Here is a 21,927-nt window from a genome sequence, read left to right as displayed (position 1 = left end):
TTCATGTACCTATATATGAATTTTTTCACAAACTTTGAATAGTATTTTAGAAGAAACAGCTAATAAAATATTATTCTTTAACCGTTTTTTGACCTATCAAAAAGCGCACAGGGAAAGTTTCTCCCGTGCGCCGGTGATTTTTTTCAAATTCTTGCTTTTCGTATTCCCTGTATGGCGTCAATTGCCGAAGAAATTATTACGACTGCCACTATGCTGCCAATCAGCCAATTGAGAGCGGATGGCCCGCCGAAAACATTCTCAACTCCTTGGCGAAAGGCCTGATTAATCAGATTGGAATTGGTGAAGACCAATACAAAAATCAGCACGGATGTGAGCTGAACAAAGGTGTTGAACAACGCCAATTTGTTGGTCCATTGTACGGCACGCCATTGATAGGCCGCCAAAGTGATCTCGAGCACCACGACCAGGATGATCAAAGGCCAATAGGAGACCAATACTTCCTGATTGAAGATGGGCGTCGTAAACTCCAGTCCCCCCTGCTGCCCTTCCTGGTAAATCCCGAGCAGCTTGTCTGCATTAAAGTACACCGTCGTCCAGATTGCTGTCCAGATCAGGCTGCCGAATATTTGGCTCCTTGGAATTTTTTTATCTTTCGAGATATGCGGCCGGTCGGAAAACTCCCTCAAGCTATCCGGTGTCCATTCTTCGAAATTCAGTGCAAGCGGCCTTTGTGATTTTGAATGCTCAGCCCGCTCCACAATTGCCAGCACCAGCGTCAACCAGAATACAGCCTGAATCACCGTGTTGATGATTCCAGAAATGATGCCTCCAACTAAATCTCCAATGATGGTGAAGACCGGTTCTTCTCCTGCGCCTGACACTATCGTGACAATTAGGATAATAATGGTGGCCACCGCTATGGCAATCGGAAGAATAAGCTTCAGCAACTGAAGATATAAATCATAATACCTGGGACCAATCAAATACAGTGGACGTTCGGCATAGCTGCTGGCCAGAACAGCGGGGTGGCCCAGTTCGGAAAGAATGTTTTTGACGTCCTGTTCCGAGTAATCTTTCGGCAGCCTCGCTCCAATCATCGACCTCAGTTCCGCCTCAACTTCGCCCCGTTTTTTTTCAGGTAGCCTTCTCATCACTTCCTTTACATACAGTTCAATCAGCTTCATGGAAAAATCCTCCCTCTACGAATACCTAAAACTGCCCGCCGCCTTTTGCTGGCTCTTCTTCGCCTGATCGCTGCCCCAATAAGCAATGGACGATTCGTTTTTCCCGAACGTGTTCTGTTCTTTTTCTGCTGCATTTATCATACAACGTAATTTCTATTTTAAAAATAGAATTCGTTTTATTTATCTAATTATTCTGATATTTATATTGCAATTTGTTTAGAAACGAAAAAAAGCAGGCTCATGTCAATGAACCTGCCGAGCTTCAGCTGCTGGTTATTCGAAAGCTTTGTCGAACTCCAATGCTTCTGCTATTTTGTTGTCCTCGGTGTCATAGACATCACTTGTGGTGATCGTCATCGAGTCAAAGCTGCCTTCTTCAACAATAAATCCGATATTGCCCCGCTTTGTTTCGCCGGCCGCAAGTTCGCCGTTCAGTTCTTCCAGGTAAATATCATCTTCCCAAATCTTCAGTTCCTCTGCAGCAGTTTCCAATAAGGCCACTGGCGCAAAATGCAGAGGTTCATTCGAAGTATTCGTAATTTCCACGAACATTTTCACGACTTCAAACTCCTGGTCATGCGTATAAGAATGGAAAAAATCAATCAGGCTGTAATCGGGCTTTAGCTGAAGAATTTTTGATTCTTCTACAGTCAGCTCAACAGGACCCACCTCATAGGTTTCCTCGTCCATGTTCACCGCTTTGACCGCAGCTTCTCCTTTAGCATCCCGCTCTTTTTGGCCGGCTTGCTGCAGCAAGCGGTCATCCGTCACTTGCGGGCTTAGTACGTAGTCTTCGTAATACTCCGGAATATCATTTTGATCGGAAGCGGCTGAAGCCACCACGGTCGAATCTGCCTGTTCCGAACACCCTCCAAGCAAGAAAGCAGAGAGCGCCAATAAATAAAGAGCTTTTTTCACGTCAGTCCCTCATTTCACTGCTGTTTTATGCTGTCTTACTTATCGTCTATTTCCACTTTTGCTTTTAGTAAATCAAAAATGATTTGTGCGTGGTCAGTGTTGTCGAGCTGTCCTTCGAACTTATCGCTTGCTGGACCATAGGCGTAAACGGGCACATCTTCTCCTGTGTGGCCGCCAGTTGTCCAGCCGGTATGCGACCGTTTATCGAAAATCTTCTCGATGGAATTGTCGATGGCTGTGTACTCGCCGCCCTCTGCTGCTTTTTTCACAGCATCAATTTCTTCAGTTGTCAGGTCAAGATCAATATACTCAGCCAAAGTTTCTTCCACGCCGGCGCCGCCGACGATTTGTTCAGCCATGAAATCGGGTGTACGTTTTGCCGCTTTGATCGGCTCTCCGAACCAGTTGTAGATGCCGTCAGCGCCGATGGAAAAACCGCCGGTCGAATGGTCAGCCGTTGCAACAACAAGCGTATTGCCGTCTTCTTCTGCAAACTTGATCGCTGCCTGGAATGCTTTGTCGTAATCCTCCATCTCGCTCATCGCAGCCACGATGTCGTTGTCATGTCCTGCCCAGTCAACTTGGCTGCCTTCTACCATCAGGAAGAAGCCTTCATCATCTTCCGATAACCGGTCAATGGCCGATTCCGTCATTTCCGCCAATGATGGCGTGCTGTCGTCACGGTCGATCATTTTCGGCAGACCAGCCGGTGCAAACAACCCAAGCACTTGCTCGTCATCGTTGCTTAACAACTCGTCACGGTCTGTGACATAGCTGTAGCCGTCTTTCTGGAACTCCTCCGTTAGGTCACGGTCACTCCGCTCAAACAAATCGGCTCCCCCGCCCAGAAGAACATCGACTTTGTGTTCGCCATCGATCAACTCGTCATAATAGTCATCTGCAATTGCATTCATGTTTTTTCGTGCAATGTCGTGTGCCCCGAAAGATGCCGGAGTCGCATGTGTAATTTCAGAACTTGCAACCAAGCCCGTTGCCTTGCCTTTTTCTTTCGCTGCTTCAAGAACTGTTTTTACTTCACTTTCATCGTTATCTACGGCGATGGCATTGTTATAGGTTTTAATGCCGGCTGCCATTGCTGTAGCAGCTGAAGCCGAATCCGTGATGTTTTGCGCAGGATCTTCCGGATAAGTCGATTGCTGTCCGACCAAATACGAATCAAACGACATGTCTTCAACCATTTTCGTGGAAGCATCGTCTTTTAAGTAACGGTAAGCGGATGTATAAGAAGTCCCAACTCCGTCGCCAATCAGGAAAATGACGTTCTGCACTTCGTCTTTTTTGCCGCCTTTGCCTTTGCCCTGGCTATGTTCGGGTGCTTTCCCTTGGTTCTTGCCGGGAGCATGCGCGTCAGCTGATGGAGCAAAAGAATGGATGCCTGTTAGAGCCACTGCAGAAGCCAAAGCAATCGGAAGTACTTTCAATTTCAAGTTTTTATGTATCATTTTTTTCCCTCCAGTCATTTGATGAACAAGCTCAGTGTAGAGTTCTATTGTTAAGCGTTGATGAGAAATTTGTTTAGCTTTTGTAAACTGACAAAAACAGGTATTTTTACGCAATACAAAAAGCCCAGAATAAATTCCGGGCTTTTGATCACTTGGCAGTTGATGGAGTGGTATTTTTCGCAAGAAATATATAAGCCAGCAAGGCAATGGAACACATGATGAAAATGACCAGCCCCATTGGAACTGCCGTATCTTCTCCTGCAATCCCTACTAATGGCGCAGTTGCCGCTCCAAGAATGAAAGGCAGCAAGCCAAGCAATGCTGAAGCACTTCCAGCTACATGGCCTTGGCTTTCCATGGCAAGAGTGAAAGCGGCGGTCCCCACCACACCGATGGACGTGATGAAAAAGAAGATAGGAATGACGACCGCCCATAATGGCCCATCCAGTAAAACCACAGCCAATAAAACGGCGCCGGCAGTTGTGGCAGTATAGAGTGCCGTTTCCAAAAACCGTTTTTCAGACCAGACATACGAGAAGCGGCCGACAGCGTAACTGCCGATAATCAGTCCGATGCCGTTCATGCCAAACAGCAGGCTGAACGTCTGCGGTGATACTCCGTACACATTCTGATAGATGAAGGGAGTACCCGACACATAAGCGAAAACGCCGCCGATCAGAAAGCCTTGCGCCAACGCATACCCTGTAAACTGGCGGTTTTTTAAGATTCCTGCAAAATTGCTGAATGTTGCCTTCAGATTGCTTGGCACCCGTTTTTCAGGCGGCAGGCTTTCCTTGAGGCGGAAAGCTGAAACAAGCAGCAGAATAATCCCCAGAACCGTCAGCACCAGGAAAATCCCTCTCCAGTCTGCAAACAGCAAGACTCCACTGCCGACAGAAGGCGCCAGCAACGGCACGAGGTTGTTGACAACCATCAACAAAGCAAATAATCTTGTCAATTCTGCTCCATTGCTGACATCCCGCACAATTGCCCGGGAAATAACCAATCCGCCAGAAGCTGCAAAACCTTGCACAAAACGCAAAAGAACAAATATGTAGATGTTCGGAGCAAATATACAAGCAATCGATGCCACGATGTAAGCCACCAGGGAAATCAATAGCGGCTTTCGTCTTCCTTGCACATCGCTAAGTGCACCCGTGATCAACTGGCCAAGTGCGAGTCCAAGCAAACAAGCGGTCAAACTCAATTGAACAGATGTCGCATTGGTTTCATAGACGTCTGCAAGAATTGGAAAAGCCGGCAAATACATATCGATCGTAAACGGAATCAAAGAAGTCAGAGCACCCATCAGCAAAATAAAATGGACGCGTTTTAAACCAGTCGAGCTTTCCAATATTTTCACACCTTCTTTTCTATATAAGTTGAACTAAAGAAACCAGCTTTGGCCGATGCGACAGGCTAAGAGCCGCACATAAGAAATGCACTCAAGCCTTCAAATCTAATTCGATTTGCGAAATATCCACCGCGTAACAATACCCATTAAAAATAATTAGTGCAACTTATTCCATTCACCTAAGACTTGATGTTCTTCTTTGCAGTAAAATTAACGTTTTCTAACATAACATAAAAGCTCCTGTATTTCTTTAAATATGTTCTCTTTTTTCTCTATTTTTAGATCTTAAATTCCAATAAGACAACTAAAAACCTGCGGCTGTCTGCTTATCTTGAAGGATAAGCAGACAGCCGCAGGCCCAAGCAAATGATTAGCCATGCTGATTTTTCTTTATTTTACTTCCACAGTCCAACCGAGCGTATCTTCGATTTTCCCTGTTTGGATGCCCGTAATGGTATCGTATAGTTTTTGCGACAATTCACCGATTTCATGGTTGTTGATGATCATCTTTTTGCCTTGCCAGTTAAGTTCTCCGACTGGGGAAATGACAGCGGCCGTACCGGTTCCAAAAACTTCCTCTACGTGGCCCGCTTCGTATGCTTCGTACAGCTCATCAATCGAAACGCGCTTTTCGGTTACGGTAATTCCCCATGTTCCCAGCAGTTCGATAATGGACATGCGGGTAATGCCTTTTAAGATGCTGCCGTTCAGCTCAGGCGTTACCACTTCTCCGTTAATTTTGAAGAAGATGTTCATGCTGCCGACTTCTTCAATGTATTTTTTCTCAACTCCATCCAGCCACAGCACATCCGCATTGCCTTCTTTCTTGGCATTGGCCTGCGCCTGATAGCCGGATGAATAGTTACCGGCTGTTTTAGCCATACCGGTACCGCCTTTTACGGCGCGGGTAAACTTATCTTCCACGTGAATGACAACCGGCTGAAGGCCGCCTGGGAAATAAGAGCCTACCGGCGACAGGATGACCATGTATTTATAAGTCTGAGATGGTCCGACTGCAAGGTTGGCGTCTGTCGAAATAATATAAGGCCGGATATACAGGGAAGTTCCCGGTGTTTTCGGAACCCAGTCTTTTTCGAGCTTGATCAATTGCGTCAAGTGCTCCAAAGCCTGCTCTTCATCGATTGGCGGAATGCTCAGGCGCTCGCTTGAGAGGTTCAGGCGCTCAAAGTTTTTCTCCGGACGGAACAACAAGATGCGTCCATCTTCTGTATGATAGGCTTTCATGCCTTCGAAGACCGTTTGGCCGTAATGGAAAATCATCGCTGCCGGATCTAACGTAATTGGTCCGTAGGGAACAATCTTTGGATCATACCAGCCTTTTTGCGTTTCATATTCCAAAATATACATATGGTCTGTAAACGTCGTCCCGAATGGCACCTGGTCTTTCACCGGCTTTGCTTTTTTGCTGTTGTTCTCAATAACTTCAAGTTGATGTGTCGTCATCGTCAGGACTCCTTTTTTGTGGAAATAATTTTAATTATCAGTAATGTGAATAATTATACACGTTCCTACTATCCTTTAAAAGCTTCTCCGTTCCACAATTCCGAAATTGCGATAAAAGGCCCCTTCGTTTCCAAAACAAAAAGACCATTCAGCGAATGATCTCAATAAAGTGTGCAAGAATTTTAGCGGTAAGGCCCCAAATAACTTTGTCCTCATAAATGTAGAAGTGTTCATCTACTTGACGCGTCCGCCAATTGTAATTTTCCCCTCCGGCAATCAAATCGTACGGAAAGCTTTCCTCCGGCTGGATATCAAAATTGATGCGGTATACTTTCGGCTCGTTTTCCAGGAAAAAGGACAATGGCACCGTAAAGATGCTGTCGACTTCCGGAGGATTGGGCACAAACTTGGCATCCCGCTCGATAACGCCGGCAAAGGTATAGACGATCATGCCAAAAGGCGAAACAATATAGTCCAATGGAAAAATATCCGAAATTTCGGCTCTGCTTATCCCCAATTCCTCAATTGTTTCCCGGACTGCGGTGTCTTCTTCCGTCTGGTCCTTATAATCAATCCTGCCTCCAGGAAAACAGATTTCACCGGGCTGATTTCTTAAGTCATAGGAGCGGACTTCAAAGAGGACATGAATTTCTCCGTCTTTTTCAATTAAGGGCAGAAGAATTGCATATTTTGAAAAATCCTTGTTTCCCAATACATCGGGAATTCGGTTTTTCACTTTATCCAGCATGCTTTTCGGATCCATATAAGCACCTCATCTCTTTCATCCATTTTACCAAACCCGGCGCAATAATTCCTTTTCGGAAGAAGCCATTTGCAGTCCAGCAGCTGAGATAGGCTGTCTACATCGTCAAAATTTCCCGTATGTCATCGGCTGTCATCGCTTTCAGCGGTTCTTCCCCTGACTGGATCACATCATCAATCAGGTTCTTCTTTTTCATCTGCAGTTCATTGATTTTTTCTTCAATGGTGCCTTTGGCGACGAGCCGAATGACTTGGACTTCTTTTTTCTGCCCCATGCGATGAGCCCGGTCAGCGGCTTGCTGCTCGATCGCCGGATTCCACCAAAGGTCATATAAGATAACTGTATCGGCTCCGGTCAAATTCAGACCGGTTCCGCCAGCTTTCAGGGAAATCAAAAACAAATTTCCTTGTCCTTCATTGAAACGGCGGCAGAGGTCCACCCGCTCTATCGGCGGCGTCTGGCCATCCAAATAAAAATAAGGTACGCCTTCTCTTGCCAATTGATGGCCGATGATGCCAAGCATTTGAGTAAATTGTGAAAACACCAGCACACGCCGGCCAGATAGGCGGCATTCCTCTACAAGTTCCATCAGCTGATCAAACTTGGCGGACCCGCCCTCGTAGCCTTCGACAAACAGGGCGGGATGACAGCATAATTGGCGCAGCCTCGTCAGCCCTGCCAGAATCCGGATACGGTTTTTCTGAAAACTGTCTTTGTTCAGGTGCTTCAGCGCATCCTGTTTTAATTCGGCTAAATAAGCCGCATATAATTTCTTCTGTTCTTTTTGCAATTCCGAAAAATGCATTGTCTCCACTTTATCCGGCAGCTCGGTCAAGACATCCGCCTTGATGCGGCGAAGGATAAACGGCCGCACCCGTTTCTTGATGCTGTCGCGCCTCATTTCACTGAACAGCCGGCGATTCGGCAGCAGCTCCGGAAACACCACATTGAAAATCGACCACAATTCATCCAGCGAATTTTCGATTGGCGTGCCTGTCAGTGCGAACCGGTAATCCGCCTGAATTTCCTTGACCGCTTTTGCCGTTTGGGTAACTGGATTTTTAAAAGCTTGTGCTTCGTCCAAAAACAAACTGTGGAAACTGTGGTTCCGGTACAGCACCTGATCCATGCGGAGCGATGGATAGGAAGTGATGACCACATCCAAACCTTGTGTTTTCTCAATCAATGAAGCTCGTTGTTTTTTATTGCCATCAATGATTCCGGCTTTCACGCTGGGTGCAAACTTCTCCAGCTCATTCAGCCAGTTGTAGACAAGCGATGAAGGGGCGACTACCAGCACAGGCTGCTGCTGTTTGCGAACTTCCGGCAACACCGAAACGATGAAGGCAATGCTTTGCAAGGTTTTGCCGAGCCCCATGTCATCAGCCAAAATTCCACCGAATTTATACTTGGCCAACAACTTGAGCCAGCGGAAACCAGCCTCCTGGTAATCACGCAGCACCCCATTCAGACTTTCCGGTATATCAGTCGCCAGCTCGTCCGGTTGAGTCAAGTTTTGCAGCAAATGAGCAAAATTGGCACCTGGATCGAGCAGTTGCCCGTCATCCAACGAAGCTGCCAAATGCAGACCGTGGATCAGCGGCACGCGGATTTCCTCACGTCCGAAATTAGCTGCAGTAACATCCAATTCACGCAGGAAATCGTTTAATTCCATGAATTCAGCGGTCTCAAGCGACATTAACGTACCGTTAGGGATCCGATAATACGGCCGCTTTTCCTCTAACGCTTTCAAAATCTTTTTGATTTCCGCCTCCGGAACGTCCTGAAGATCAAAGCGGAACTCCAGCCAATCGGTGCGCTCGCTAATTTCAACTTTCACTTTCGGACCGCCGTAACTTTTTTGAACACGCAGCTTAACGGCAGTCGTCGCGTAAATCTGCATCAGCTCTTCCAGTACGGGAATAACGTGGTACAGGAAATGGTATTCCAATTTCTCGTCCTGCATATAGAAGCCGCCATCAGTTTGTATAAAGGCGCTGTCTTTCATAATCCGCAGAATTTCCTGCTCCTGCTGGCGTTGCCGGCGGATCCCTGGATAATGGCGGAAGTCGTCTTCCGGTTCTTCACAGGGATTGATGACCAAATGGCCATAATGGAATTCCACTCCGGCCAGCAGCCGGTGTTTGATGCGGTCAAGATACAGCTTGGCGCGAAGAGGGGTTTCCACCAGCCGTTCGGCTACAGCTTCGGCAATGTGCACTTTTCCTAAACGCTCCAGCCCCGGAACGACCGTAGCCATGAAATGGTCCATGTCCTCTGCCGGAATGAGCAGCTGATCAATGGATCCCAGCAGCAATTTCTTCAGTTCCACCAGGCGCCGGGTATCTTCTTCAGCCAAATAGACCAAGGCACCGTCTGCAACAGCCATGTCGTATGCTTTCAGAATGAGCACACTCTCCAACCCTTCAACGTCCAGCCGAAAGCCGCCCGAACGGTTTTGATCAAAATGAAAAGACAGCGGCAGCTCTTTTTCAATGCGGAGGCCTTCCGTAACCCGTCCCACACCGACAAGCTTAACGTTAGGTGAAGCCTGCAGCAATGGCAGCAGCCGCTCCCAATCTGAAGCAGCCAGGACCAGCATGTCTGGCTCTTCTCTATTTCCAGCCCCTGTAATCCGTGTTTTTGCCAAGTAAGTAAGAACCTTTTCGTTTTCTTCCTGCAGGCGATGATCCTGCGGTGAATAGTGGAGAGCCGGTGATTCTGTATAAGGGTCTTCCATCTTTACGGCCGCCAAAAAGTCGGCAATATTCCATATGGCTTCAAGTTCCTCTGTTCCAACTGCAAGCCGCAGACCGAACACATAGCCTGCTCCATCTAATGAGACCGGGAGGATGCTGAATTCCACTTGAAGCGTTTGGCGCTTATCAAAATACTGCCGCCTGCCTTTTGTGCCTGCGGTTTGCCGCGCAAACACATCCAGCATTTTGGTAGTAGGGTTTTCGCTTTGCTGCATATCATCAATAGCCAGCAGAACACCGGCAATATGATGGCAATAAGTCTTTACAAAACCGACCGGTGGACAGCTGCAGGAAGCCAGGATTTCCCCATCGGATTCCTGCCTGACGCTGACATGGAATTCATTGCGCCCGGTGATGATGCCTTTGATCAGCCGGTCTTCATTGGCATCCGGCATCAGTCGGATTTTGCCGGCCTGAATAAAAGCACGGCCTTTTTTGTAAGCAGCCTGCCCGCATAATTTTTTTATTTTTGTTTCATTAAGTGAAAAGTTCATAAGAGCAGTTCCTTTCTAAGATGGCTGAATCCTGGAAACGGTGGAGTCGGGTTTATCGGTTCCTTCCATTATCTCTGACTGCGTGCAGCTAATCAACTTCGCTACTCGCTCATTAACGCTGACGAAAGAAAATCCCTTCAACACGAAGTTGAAGGGAATTTCTGTACATGAAAATGATTTTTTCCGTTCAACCCACGTTGCCTGCCGGAGACTTCTCAATCTCCGGAATCTGTCTTTTGATCGCTTCGATGGCTTCTTCCAAGTTTTGGACCTGCAGCACCTTTTTTTGCTGATCCGGGTATTGAAGGCCGGTATGCTTGTACCGGGAATCGTAATAATACTCCAGCAGCAAGCGCACGGCAGAGTCGAATTCACCGGTTTCCAGATCCGATTCGATCTGTTTTGAAATATCTTGCGGCATCCGTGTTTTGATCCGTTGGAAAGCAGCGATGCATTCGGCCTGGTATTCCACGGGACGGTAATCTTCGATAATTTCTTTGATTCGTTCTTCCATCGGCATATCAATAATAAGCTGGACGCTGTTGGCTTTCAGTTCCGTCACCCAATTGGGGATGACCACTTTGCCAATCCGCGCACTTTCCGCTTCAAACAGCACGAACGGCGCCTTTTGGAGTTCACGGAATTGCTGAACAAACAGCGAGTCGAATTTTTTTTGGTTGTTCGGCTCCACGCCGATATGGCCGAAAATCGATCCTTTGTGATTGGCCAGCCCCTCCAAATCGATAACAGGGTAGCCCTGTTTTTCCAATGCTTTTAAAATTCTTGTTTTGCCTGTTCCGGTTAAGCCGTTCAATACATAAGCTTTAAAAGGAGCTTCCGGCTGCTCAAGCTGATTAATGACCCATCTGCGGTATTCACGGATCCCGCCTTCCAGCCGGTTGACGTGAACGTCCATCAGCGACAACAGCGTGGCTGTTGTTCGGCTGCGCATGCCGCCGCGCCAGCAAAACACTGTTTTATTGCCTTCAATCTGTTTAAACTGCCGAACAAATTCGGGCAGCTTAGCGGATATAATTTCAAGGCCGCGCACTTTGGCTGCTTCTACATTTGCCTGTTTATAAAGAGTGCCAATCTCGGCACGTTCTGCATCATCAAAAAATGGAATATTGATGCTCTCGGGAATCGAGAAATTTTGAAATTCGGATGGCGACCTGACATCGATCAGCACCATCTTTTTCTTTTCACTTAAAGGAATCAATTCTTTTACTGTAATATCAGTGAACATCCATTTTCCTCCAAACACGCACTTGTTTTAACTATTTTCTAAGTATACACCCATCCCGAACGCTTTTCGTTTTTTAGTGCTTATCTATAGGAAGTGCTCACTTTCTCTTTTCCATTTTGCCAGTCAAAGTTATTTCTATATATTTTGAACTGATGATTTTCGCCTGCTGATTTGCTCCTTCTTTTAGCGCCTGCGCGTCCAGGGTCAAGACGAGGGGGAAAAGCTGTTTTCTTTAGTACAACATATACAGTATTTAATTTTCTCCAAAGAGCTTTTCACTTTCAAAAAAGCCCAGAAATCAAGGTTCTGAAGCACTTTCTTTTGACACCGAAAGGCTCAAGCATTATGATAACGGAGTATTCCCGACTAACTCACTAAGAAAAGGATGGTTTCATGACTTCAATTACGAAAGTTCAACCGGTCAACGATGCACAAGACCCCGTTGCACGAAAAGATACAGCTTTAAACAGCCCGCAAGTTTCACTGATTGTCGGCGGACTGGCCGTTGCAGCCTTATTGATGGTTTATCTGCTGGCTACTCAGCACGTTTCCCAGCCAATCCTGCTGATCATCGGACTATTGCTCGGCTATACCCTATTCCACGCACGCTTCGGTTTTACTTCAGCATTCCGGCGCCTTGCCTCTGTCGGCAACGGACAGGCAATGCGTTCGCATATGCTCATGCTGGCAGTCGCCGTAACGTTGTTTGCGCCAATCTTGGCGTACGGCTACTCGTTCTTCGGAACTGAAGTTGCCGGCTATGTTTCGCCGGTTGGCGTCAGCTTGGTCGTTGGTGCCTTTATCTTCGGAATCGGCATGCAGCTTGGCGGCGGCTGTGCTTCCGGCACCTTGTATGCAATTGGCGGCGGACGTACCGTTATGTTTGTTACTTTGCTGTTCTTCATCATCGGAACGACGATCGGTGCTTACCATCTGCCATTCTGGACTGAAGAAATGCCGGCGTTTGAACCAATTTCATTGGCAACGTCTACTGGACTCGGCTATGGCGGCGCTTGGCTTGTATCGATTGTCATTTTCGGTTTGATTGCCTTAATCAGCGTGGTTATCGAGAAAAAAAGACGTGCACCAAAAATGGCGCCTGTGCCGTCTGCATCTGGATGGAGACGGATTTTCCGCGGCTCATGGCCGTTATTTGCAGCTGCGATTGTCCTGGCCGTTTTAAATGCTTTAACATTAATGGTTCGTGGAACACCATGGGGCATTACATCTGCCTTTGCTCTTTGGGGATCGAAAATCGCTGAGTTGTTCGGCGCTGACGTAGCAAGCTGGGGATATTGGCAAGGCGCCAATGCGGCCATGCTCGAGTCTTCGATCTTTGCAGATTCTACTACGATTTTAAACTTCGGTGTTATCATCGGGGCGTTCGTCGCTTCAGCAGCCGGCGGCTTGTTCAAGTTCACCAAAGTACGAGTGGGCAATTTCTTCGCTTCTGTTATCGGCGGCTTGCTTATGGGCTATGGTGCCCGTCTGGCATTCGGTTGTAACATCGGCGCTTATTTTGGCGGCATTGCTTCGTTCAGCCTGCACGGCTATATTTGGGGCATCTTGGCTTTGGCTGGAACGTTCGTTGCTTTGTATCTTCGTCCACTGTTCGGACTGTCAGTACCGAAATCCAATGATTCGGTTTGCTGACAAAAACACCGTATAAATTCAAATCCCCCAAAACGCTCATTTTGCAGTGGCCGTTTTGGGGGATTTTTGTTATTCGATTTACGCTTTTGGTGCTTTTGCTTCCAATTGCGCCCATACCTTTGTTTTCAAGTAATGATAGACACCATTTTCGTCGCAGCTAAACTCCGTTACTTCATCCACCAGTTCCTGTATATGCTCTGCCGCATTTTTCATCGCTACGGCGTGGCTGACATATTCGAACATTTTAATATCGTTATCGCTGTCTCCGATCGCCAATGTCTCACAGCCGGTCAAACCGAACCGCTCCAGCATCTGGGCAATGCCCGATGCTTTGTTGACGCCTGCGACCATCACTTCGGCGTTATGCGGAGAAGAAGGAGTCATCGAAAATTCCATGTTTTCCTGCAGTAACTTCAATTCAATTTTCCAGTCATTGATTTCATCGCGGGTTCTTGCGAAAAAGTAAAACTTGGAAAAATGACTGCCTTTAATTTCGTTTGTCCATTCAATTTCCTCTTCGATCGCTTTTTGGCGTGAAATCCATTCATTGATCTGCACGGAATCGGGTTTGGGATCCCGAACGGCCGCTTCAATAAACGCCTTATCCTGCTCCAGCACCAACCGTGGTTCTCTATGCGGAAAAAGCTCGTAGTAGATTTCGCGTTCCCGCGCCTTCGTTAAAACCGTTTCCACCAAATCCATCGGCAGTGCATGCTCAAACACCACTTCTTCGCCGATATATCCGGCCATGCCATTTGCGGTGATGATGCCATCTACCGCAAATCCTTCCGGAAGCATTTCCGCCAGTTCATCCGCAGATCTTCCTGTTGCGATAAAAACGAAAACTCCTGCGCTTCGCAGTTCATCTATGATTTCTTTCGTATCCATGCTTACTTCGTTTGTATGATTTAAAATAGTCCCGTCCATATCCAAAAAGACGGCTTTAGGGTTAACTGCCACTCCATTACCTCCTGATGTTAAAAACAATTGATTTAGCCTCAGTATACGCCTTGCTTTTTTTAAACTCAACGAATGTGCAGCAGCCCTTATTGGATTCGCCAGTTTAATGGCTATTGCAGAAAGCAAAGAAATGCTAGAATAAGAGACAGGGAAATTTTCAGATTTTTTATGTACCGATGGCGAAAAGATCCGCTTTAACCAGGCGGCTCTTCTCCATTTCAGGAAGCATTGCGCCCACCACGTTTAACAAGCTGCTTCTGGAGGGCTTATATAGATTGCAGGAAAATCGTTTGTGATGCCAGTCAGACCGGCAATAAAATCCGGAGGCAGATGGAGGCTTAAATGAAACAGATCTTGACCATACAAAAAGTATTGAATAATAATGTCGTCATTGCCAGCAATGACATGTACAAAGAAGCCGTATTGATCGGCAATGGCCTTGGCTTTAACCGGAAAAAGGGAGATTCTGTTCCATTCGATGAAGCAGACAAAACCTTTTTGCTGCAGGACGAAAAGGAAATGGAGCATTACGTCAATCTGCTTCCTCATATTGAGGAGAAACTCATTGCCTTTATTCACGAGCTGCTGCTGTTTATCGAAGAAAAAATGGGCAAGGAACTGAATGAACATATCCACGTGGCGCTGACAGACCATATCGCGTTTGCCATTAACCGGGCAAAAAAAGGAATCCAGTTCTCCAACCCTTTCTTGTTTGAGATCGAGTCACTGTATCCGAAAGAATATATGGTGGCCAAAGAAGTGGTCCAAAAAGTGGAAGAGCGGACAGGAGTTTCGTTTCCGGAAGGGGAAATCGGCTTTATTGCGCTTCATGTCCACAGCGCCGTTACCGACAAGTCTTTGCGCGATATCAACCGCTACCATACTTTGATTTCGAAAATGGTTGGAATCATCGAAGACAGCCTGGACATCCATTTGGAAAAAGACAATATTGACTACCACCGCCTTATCCAGCACCTTCACCGTGCCATCGACCGCGCCGATAAAGGAGATCCGCTGGGAGAAGAAAATAAATTGGCGGCTATGTTGAAAAGTGAATATCCTGTATGCTATAATCTTGCTTGGAAGCTCATTAAAGTAATGCAAAACCAATTGAATAAGCCTGTGGATGAAGCTGAAGTCATGTATTTGACCATTCATCTGCAACGCTTGACACATAAATTCTGACCATACGTGTTACTGATTCGATCAGGCATGAGTATGAAAAGATGCAAAAGTTGACGCTTAGGACGATTCTGCCCTCTTATCGACTTTTCCCTTTTCTGCTCATGCCTTTTTTGTATTCAATTGGCCTGTTCTATATTCGAAACAACGAGGAGGAAATCAGATGTCATTCAATTTGTTCGGTACATTGCAAAAAGTTGGTAAAGCCCTCATGCTGCCTGTGGCCCTATTGCCTGCTGCCGGTATCCTATTGGCTTTTGGTACCAGCTTTGCACAAGACTCATTTTTGGAAGCGGTTCCGTTTATGGGAGCTGACTGGATTCAGTCATTATTATTTGTTATGGCGGAAGCCGGAGGCGTTATTTTTGATAACCTGCCTTTACTGTTTGCTGTAGGTGTCGCCATCGGCCTTGCCGGCGGTGATGGAGTAGCGGGACTCGCTGCCATCATCGGTTATCTGATCATGAACGTCACGATGAAAGCTTTTGGTGGAATTACCTTGGAAATGACCGCTGATCCGGCATACGCCAATGTATTGGGAATTCCGACACTGCAGACAGGCGTATTCGGCGGAATTATCGTCGGTGTGATGGCTGCTTACATGTACAATAAATTCTTCAAAATCGAATTGCCACAGTTTTTAGGCTTCTTTGCAGGAAAGCGCTTTGTTCCAATCATTACCGCTTTCTCAGCTGTTTTCCTTGGTATTGTGATGTACCTGGTTTGGCCATTCGCTCAAACTGGTTTGAATACACTTTCTCACTTTATGCTGGAAACAAACCGCACACTTGCGGCATTCGTATTCGGAACCATTGAACGCTCATTGATTCCTTTTGGTCTCCACCATATTTTCTACTCACCGTTTTGGTTTGAATTTGGCCAATACACAAATGCTGCCGGAGAAATTATCCGCGGCGATCAACGCATCTTCTTTGCTCAACTGCAGGACGGTGTGGACTTTACTGCCGGTACATTCATGACTGGTAAATTCCCGTTCATGATGTTCGGCCTACCGGCTGCAGCACTTGCCATCTACCATTGTGCACGCCCCGAGAAAAAGAAAATTGTCGGAGGTATCATGCTTTCAGGTGCTTTGACTTCATTCCTTACAGGAATCACTGAACCTCTTGAGTTCTCATTCTTGTTTGTAGCACCGGTTCTGTTCGGTATCCATGCCATTTTCGCAGGACTATCATTTATGACCATGCACTTGCTGGATGTTAAGATCGGTATGACATTCTCCGGCGGACTGATTGACTTCCTGCTGTTCGGCGTTTTGCCCGGCAGAACAGAATGGTTCTGGGTCATCGTGGTCGGTCTGGTCTTCTCAGTCATCTACTACTTTGGTTTCCGTTTCGCCATCCAGAAATTCAATTTGATGACGCCTGGACGCGAAGCAGATGAAGAAGGCGATGAAGAAACAACAGAAGTTGGCGACTTGCCACATGAAATTCTTGCTGCCATGGGCGGACAGGAAAACATCACCCATCTTGATGCATGTATCACACGCCTGCGTGTCAGCGTAGCAGACAAAGGCAATGTTGATAAAAACAGGTTGAAAAAACTTGGCGCATCCGGCGTCATGGAAGTCGGCAATAACATTCAGGCAATCTTTGGACCTGTGTCGGATAACCTGCGCGGACAAATGCAGGACATTATGGATGGCAAATCGCCCCGGCCAACTGCTAAAACCGCAGCTCCAACTGAAAATGCAGTTGCATCGGCAACACCACTAGAATTCAATAGCCCGATTACAGGTGAACTTCTACCGATTTCAGAAGTTCCCGATCAAGTATTCTCAGGCAAAATGGTCGGAGACGGATTTGCCATCAAGCCGACAGAAGGAAAAGTTTATTCGCCGGTAAACGGCAAAGTCGTTACGGTCTTCCCTACCAAGCATGCTATCGGCATCGCGGCAGACAACGGCACGGAAATTCTGATCCACATCGGTATTGATACAGTCCACCTGAAAGGTGAAGGATTTACTTCACATATTGAACAAGGCGACTTAGTTGAACAAGGACAGCTTCTGATGGAGATGGACTTGGATTACATCGCTGAAAACGCGGCTTCAATCATTACGCCGATTGTCTTCACGAACCTTGAAGAAGGCCAATCTATCAAACTTACAAAATCCGGGGCTGTAGCAGCCAAGGAACAGGACATCATGGAAATTATCCATGGCGAACCTGTCGTTTGATGTAAAGCCAAACTAAAGCCCAGCTGCATTCGGAAAATTTCCGTATGCAGCTGGGCTTTCTTCTATAAACAAACAAATCAGGAGGCTGAACCAATGAATCTTTTAACCTTGAATTGCCATTCATGGCACGAAGAAAATCAGCATGACAAAATACGCCACTTTGCCGAAACCATTAAAGAAAAGGATTATGATGTCATTGCCCTTCAGGAAGTCAACCAATCAATTAAAGCAAAACTGCTGTACGGAGAAATTAAGGAAGATAATTTTGGAGTCGTTCTGCTGCAGGAGCTTGAAAAGATAGGTGTTTCGAATTATTCACTTGTATGGAGTTTTTCCCACTTGGTCTACGGCATCTACGAAGAAGGCGTCGCCATTTTAACGAAGCATACCATTCTAGAAGAAGACTCTTTTTTCGTCAGCCAAAGCACAGCCATCGATTACTGGAAGACGCGAAAAATCGTTGGCGTTACAATCGATTGCGAAGGCACTCCAATGTCTTTCTACTCCTGTCATATGGGTTGGTGGATCGACGAGGAAGAACCTTTTAAGCAGCAGGCAGAACGTCTTCTGCAACAAGTCAAACAGGATGGCCTGCTCTTTCTGATGGGAGACTTTAACAACAGTGCTTCTCTTTCAGGAGAGGGCTATGACTTCTTAATCGGCCACGGGCTTCACGATACGTATGAGTTGGCAGAACATAAGGACGAGGGAACAACAGTCGAAGGAAAAATTACCGGATGGAATGACAACAAAGAAGATTTGCGCATCGATCTGATCTTGGCGAATTGCCCTGTAAATGTTCGATCTTCTCAGGTCATTTTCAACAACCGCAACAAATCCGTTATTTCGGATCACTTTGGCGTAGAAGCAATAGTGGTTATTCCCAGATCATCAGAATCATGAAACAAGTACAAACTTAAAGTGGAGATTTGACGCTTCACTCTTCGCAGTTGAAACAGCGAATGCCTGCAGCGATTTCTAAGAATCTGCTCTTCCTTGGTCGTTTAAGTTGCCCTAAAACAAAACTGACCCCTAAGTTTTCTTCGGAATTGATACTTTTAACTAGTCCACACCTCTGCTAATCTTATTTGAAAAAGAAAAGATAGGAAGGTTACCGACGATGCAAAAAACAACTAGCTATTCACCTGCGAATAATTCCCGCACTCTTGATTTGGTTTTGACTTCCATGGCCATTGCACTTGTCTTTGTTGCCACGTTATTATTGAATATCCGCCTGCCGATTGCGGCAAACGGCGGCCTTGTCCACCTGGGTACTGCCATGCTCTTCATCATTGCGATCCTGTTCGGTCCAAAAAAAGGGCTGATTGCCGGTGCAGTCGGCATGGGATTGTTTGACCTCGTTTCCGGATGGACGTTGTGGGCACCGATTACGATCCTGGCGCGAGGCCTGCAAGGTTACCTGGTTGGTAAAATCGCTTGGTCTGGCGGCAGAAACGGCGGCAGTACACGCTTCAATATTTTAGCTGCCATCGTGTCAATTCCATTAATGGTCGCTATTTACTATTTGGGTGAAGCCATCATTTTCAGCAGTTGGATCATTCCGGCAGCTTCTATTCCCGGCAACCTTGTCCAAAATACTGTCGGCCTGATTATCGCCATTCCAGTGGCAATTGCCTTGAAGAAAACACCATTCTTTAAATAACCTGCCTTGGGATAAACTTCGATCTATAGAAAAAAGAGCGTGCCTAAACTTGGGCACGCTCTTTTTCAGTTATTCACTTTTGATAAGGTCAGCCCGTCCCCCACCGGAATCAGCATGGATTCGAGCTGTGGATGATTGGCCACTGTTTTATTGAAAGCTTTCATAATTTCGGTATTGCGTTTGGCTTGGATGGTCTCATCCACTACTGTTCCTGCTGCCAGTACATTGTCCGCCACAATCAAAGCGCCGGGCCCTGCCAGCTTCAGGCAATAGTTTAAGTAATTTTCATAGTTTTCTTTGTCCGCATCGATAAAGAAAAAGTCGAACTTCCGATTTTCCTCAACCAGCTTTTCCAGGCTCTCTAAAGCCGCTCCTGTCCGATATACAACCTGTTCACCAAAGCCCGCTTTCTCCAAATTTCGGTAAGCCAATTGTGCGTAGCTTTCCTCAAGTTCAAGAGAAGTCAGTTTGCCTTCTTTATTGTTGAACCCTCTAACCAGGCAAATTCCGCTATAACCGCCAAGAGCTCCAATTTCTAAAACATTTTTTGCATTTGAAATTGATACCAGCATCGTCAGCAATTTGCCGGATGAAGGCGATACCGAAATCGACGGCATCCCATTTTCTTCTATCGAAGAAACAACGTTCTCCAAAATTGGATCTTTGGCCGTGAATACCGTATTGATATAGTAATTTGTTTTCTTCATGGTCTGCAGCTCCTTTTTTTGTCAATGGATCTCTATCTTCATTTTATAAGCCGCTTCTGCCGCTCTGAGCAGGACTCCCGCAAGAAACAAATCAACAAGCAAAAATCATGAGTTTAACTTACATATCCATTTTTCCATATTCTTTTGTACCCGTTGTTTCTTCTTCATACACAAATAAATTAGATCTGTTTGCGGACAAAATTGTCCAAAAAAAGCCCCTTTCATCATTTCGGATGAAAAGGGCTTTCACGATGCATTATTATATGGAACTTAGATTTCTATTGGGCTTTTTTCATCCAGTTGCAATGCTTTAGCTGTTGATGTATGAATTTCCTGAAGAAGCTCAGGGTTTTCAGACAAGGAAACACCGTAAGATGGAATCATTTCTTTGATTTTTGGTTCCCAGCCGCCTACTTCGTCCGGGAAGCATTTTTTGAAGATCTCCAGCATCGCATGAACGGCTGTGGACGCACCAGGAGAAGCACCAAGCAACGCAGCAACCGAACCGTCTGCAGCAGTGACAATTTCTGTACCAAACTGGAGAGTTCCTTTGCCTTTATCTGTATCTTTGATGACCTGTACACGTTGCCCGGCTACGACAACATCCCAATCCTTAAGCTTGGCAGTCGGAATAAACTCACGCAATTCTTCCACGCGTTTTTCATTCGACAGCATAACCTGCTGGATGAGATATTTTGTTAAGGACATCTCTTTTGCGCCTGCCGCCAGCATCGTGAAGACGTTGTTCGGTTTTACAGATCCGATCAAGTCCATGTTCGAACCTGTTTTCAGGAATTTCGGCGAGAAGCCGGCAAACGGTCCGAACAACAACGATTTCTTGTTGTCGATAAAACGCGTGTCCAAATGCGGCACTGACATCGGAGGAGCTCCGACTTTCGCTTTTCCGTATACTTTTGCGTGGTGCTGTTCGACGATTTCCGGATCGTTGCAGACCAGGAACATCCCGCTTACAGGGAATCCGCCAATGTGCTTGGATTCCGGAATGCCAGTTTTTTGAAGCAATGGCAAGCTTCCGCCGCCGCCGCCAATAAAGACGAAGTCCGCACTGTGGTATTCGATTTTATCGTTTGCAAGGTCTTCCACTTTTACTTCCCACGTGCCGTCGCCGCTGCGTTTAATGTCTTTGACAGCGTGTTTGTAATTGATCTCGACCTGCTGTTCCTTCAAGTGGTCAAACAGCATTTCCGTTAAGGCGCCGAAGTTGACGTCTGTTCCAGAATCGATTTTAGTTGCTGCCATTGCATCGGCTGAAGAACGGCCTTCCATGATAAGCGGAATCCATTCTTTCAATTTTGCTGGATCAGCTGAATATTCCATTCCTTTGAACAAAGGGCTCTTAGACAATGCTTCAAAACGCGTATTCAGGAAACGGACATTTTCTTCTCCCTGCACTAAACTCATGTGCGGAATCGACATGATAAAGTCTTGTGGGTTGGCAATGCGTTTATTGTTTACAAGAAACGACCAGAACTGTCTTGACAGCTGGAATTGCTCATTAATGCTGATCGCTTTTTTGATATCTACAGAACCGTCAGCCTGTTCCGGCGTATAGTTAAGCTCACAAAGTGCGGCGTGCCCTGTTCCGGCATTATTCCATTCGTTCGAGCTTTCAGATCCCGCTTTTTCAAGTTTTTCAAACACTTTAATATTCCAATCGGGTGCAAGCTCTTTAAGCATGGAGCCTAAAGTTGCGCTCATGACTCCGGCACCAATTAAGATGACATTTCTTTTTTTCTGTTGGTTGTCCATTATAACCTTCCTTATCCCGTATATTTGCATATAGGTGCAGCTGCTCCTGATCAAATAATACAAAAAGCCAGGCTTAACCGAAACGCACCTTTTCTGCCTCAATTATATAATTATATCATATTTTTTGAATGCAACTATCTAGTTTTGCCTGTCAAGTATACCTCACTTGGTGACAGTACAAAAGAA

General features: G+C 46.2%; 16 protein-coding genes. 5 read left to right on the top strand and 11 right to left on the bottom strand.

Annotated features, from left to right (window positions below; all coding sequences use genetic code 11):
* Positions 1-143: 143 nt before the first annotated feature.
* The 8 genes from QOZ98_RS10200 to mnmH all read right to left on the bottom strand — a co-directional run bounded on the left by QOZ98_RS10200 (position 144) and on the right by mnmH (position 11,606).
* Positions 144-1,145, bottom strand: coding sequence for a hypothetical protein (locus QOZ98_RS10200; protein ID WP_308787347.1), 1,002 nt, complete (start codon positions 1,143-1,145; stop codon positions 144-146).
* A 273-nt stretch (positions 1,146-1,418) separates the two neighbouring features.
* Positions 1,419-2,063 (bottom strand): DUF4352 domain-containing protein, encoded by a 645-nt coding sequence (locus QOZ98_RS10195; RefSeq protein ID WP_308787346.1) that lies wholly within the window; start codon positions 2,061-2,063, stop codon positions 1,419-1,421.
* A 35-nt stretch (positions 2,064-2,098) separates the two neighbouring features.
* The gene (locus tag QOZ98_RS10190; protein ID WP_308787345.1) at positions 2,099-3,526 is read right to left on the bottom strand and encodes an alkaline phosphatase; all 1,428 of its coding nucleotides are present in this window, start codon (positions 3,524-3,526) and stop codon (positions 2,099-2,101) included.
* Positions 3,527-3,674: 148 nt separating this feature from the next.
* Positions 3,675-4,880: a multidrug effflux MFS transporter gene (locus QOZ98_RS10185; RefSeq protein ID WP_308787616.1), complete on the bottom strand. Its 1,206-nt coding sequence runs from the start codon at positions 4,878-4,880 to the stop codon at positions 3,675-3,677.
* A gap of 390 nt (positions 4,881-5,270) precedes the next feature.
* Positions 5,271-6,344, bottom strand: coding sequence for a branched-chain amino acid aminotransferase (locus QOZ98_RS10180; protein WP_308787344.1), 1,074 nt, complete (start codon positions 6,342-6,344; stop codon positions 5,271-5,273).
* Between the two features lie 148 nt (positions 6,345-6,492).
* A complete protein-coding gene (locus QOZ98_RS10175) occupies positions 6,493-7,107 on the bottom strand; it encodes an NUDIX hydrolase (RefSeq protein WP_308787343.1) in 615 nt (204 codons plus the stop codon).
* Positions 7,108-7,204: 97 nt separating this feature from the next.
* Complete coding sequence (locus QOZ98_RS10170) at positions 7,205-10,360, bottom strand: DEAD/DEAH box helicase (RefSeq protein ID WP_308787342.1); 3,156 nt, start codon at positions 10,358-10,360, stop codon at positions 7,205-7,207.
* Positions 10,361-10,547: 187 nt separating this feature from the next.
* Entirely contained in the window at positions 10,548-11,606 is a 1,059-nt protein-coding gene (mnmH, locus tag QOZ98_RS10165) for a tRNA 2-selenouridine(34) synthase MnmH (RefSeq protein ID WP_308787341.1), read from the bottom strand.
* A 393-nt stretch (positions 11,607-11,999) separates the two neighbouring features.
* Between mnmH and QOZ98_RS10160 the strand changes: the two genes are divergently transcribed.
* Positions 12,000-13,259, top strand: coding sequence for a YeeE/YedE family protein (locus QOZ98_RS10160; protein ID WP_308787340.1), 1,260 nt, complete (start codon positions 12,000-12,002; stop codon positions 13,257-13,259).
* Positions 13,260-13,337: 78 nt separating this feature from the next.
* On the opposite strand, the gene QOZ98_RS10155 is transcribed toward QOZ98_RS10160, so the two are convergent.
* On the bottom strand, positions 13,338-14,219 hold the full coding sequence (locus tag QOZ98_RS10155; RefSeq protein WP_308787339.1) for a Cof-type HAD-IIB family hydrolase: 882 nt from the start codon (positions 14,217-14,219) through the stop codon (positions 13,338-13,340).
* A gap of 342 nt (positions 14,220-14,561) precedes the next feature.
* Between QOZ98_RS10155 and glcT the strand changes: the two genes are divergently transcribed.
* The 4 genes from glcT to QOZ98_RS10135 all read left to right on the top strand — a co-directional run bounded on the left by glcT (position 14,562) and on the right by QOZ98_RS10135 (position 19,264).
* Positions 14,562-15,404: a glucose PTS transporter transcription antiterminator GlcT gene (gene glcT, locus QOZ98_RS10150; RefSeq protein ID WP_308787338.1), complete on the top strand. Its 843-nt coding sequence runs from the start codon at positions 14,562-14,564 to the stop codon at positions 15,402-15,404.
* A 160-nt stretch (positions 15,405-15,564) separates the two neighbouring features.
* Entirely contained in the window at positions 15,565-17,601 is a 2,037-nt protein-coding gene (gene ptsG / locus QOZ98_RS10145; protein ID WP_308787337.1) for a glucose-specific PTS transporter subunit IIBC, read from the top strand.
* Between the two features lie 93 nt (positions 17,602-17,694).
* Complete coding sequence (locus QOZ98_RS10140; RefSeq protein WP_308787336.1) at positions 17,695-18,504, top strand: endonuclease/exonuclease/phosphatase family protein; 810 nt, start codon at positions 17,695-17,697, stop codon at positions 18,502-18,504.
* Between the two features lie 217 nt (positions 18,505-18,721).
* Positions 18,722-19,264 (top strand): ECF transporter S component, encoded by a 543-nt coding sequence (locus QOZ98_RS10135; RefSeq protein WP_308787335.1) that lies wholly within the window; start codon positions 18,722-18,724, stop codon positions 19,262-19,264.
* A gap of 65 nt (positions 19,265-19,329) precedes the next feature.
* Here QOZ98_RS10135 and QOZ98_RS10130 read toward each other — a convergent pair whose 3' ends face one another.
* Positions 19,330-19,971: an O-methyltransferase gene (locus QOZ98_RS10130; protein WP_308787334.1), complete on the bottom strand. Its 642-nt coding sequence runs from the start codon at positions 19,969-19,971 to the stop codon at positions 19,330-19,332.
* A 270-nt stretch (positions 19,972-20,241) separates the two neighbouring features.
* A complete protein-coding gene (locus tag QOZ98_RS10125; RefSeq protein ID WP_308787333.1) occupies positions 20,242-21,771 on the bottom strand; it encodes a malate:quinone oxidoreductase in 1,530 nt (509 codons plus the stop codon).
* Positions 21,772-21,927: the final 156 nt, after the last annotated feature.

The organism is Planomicrobium stackebrandtii (assembly GCF_030814955.1).
GTDB lineage: Bacteria > Bacillota > Bacilli > Bacillales_A > Planococcaceae > Planococcus > Planococcus stackebrandtii.
The sequence above is the reverse complement of the archived record's forward strand: the minus strand, read 5'-3'. Positions and strand labels throughout refer to the sequence as shown.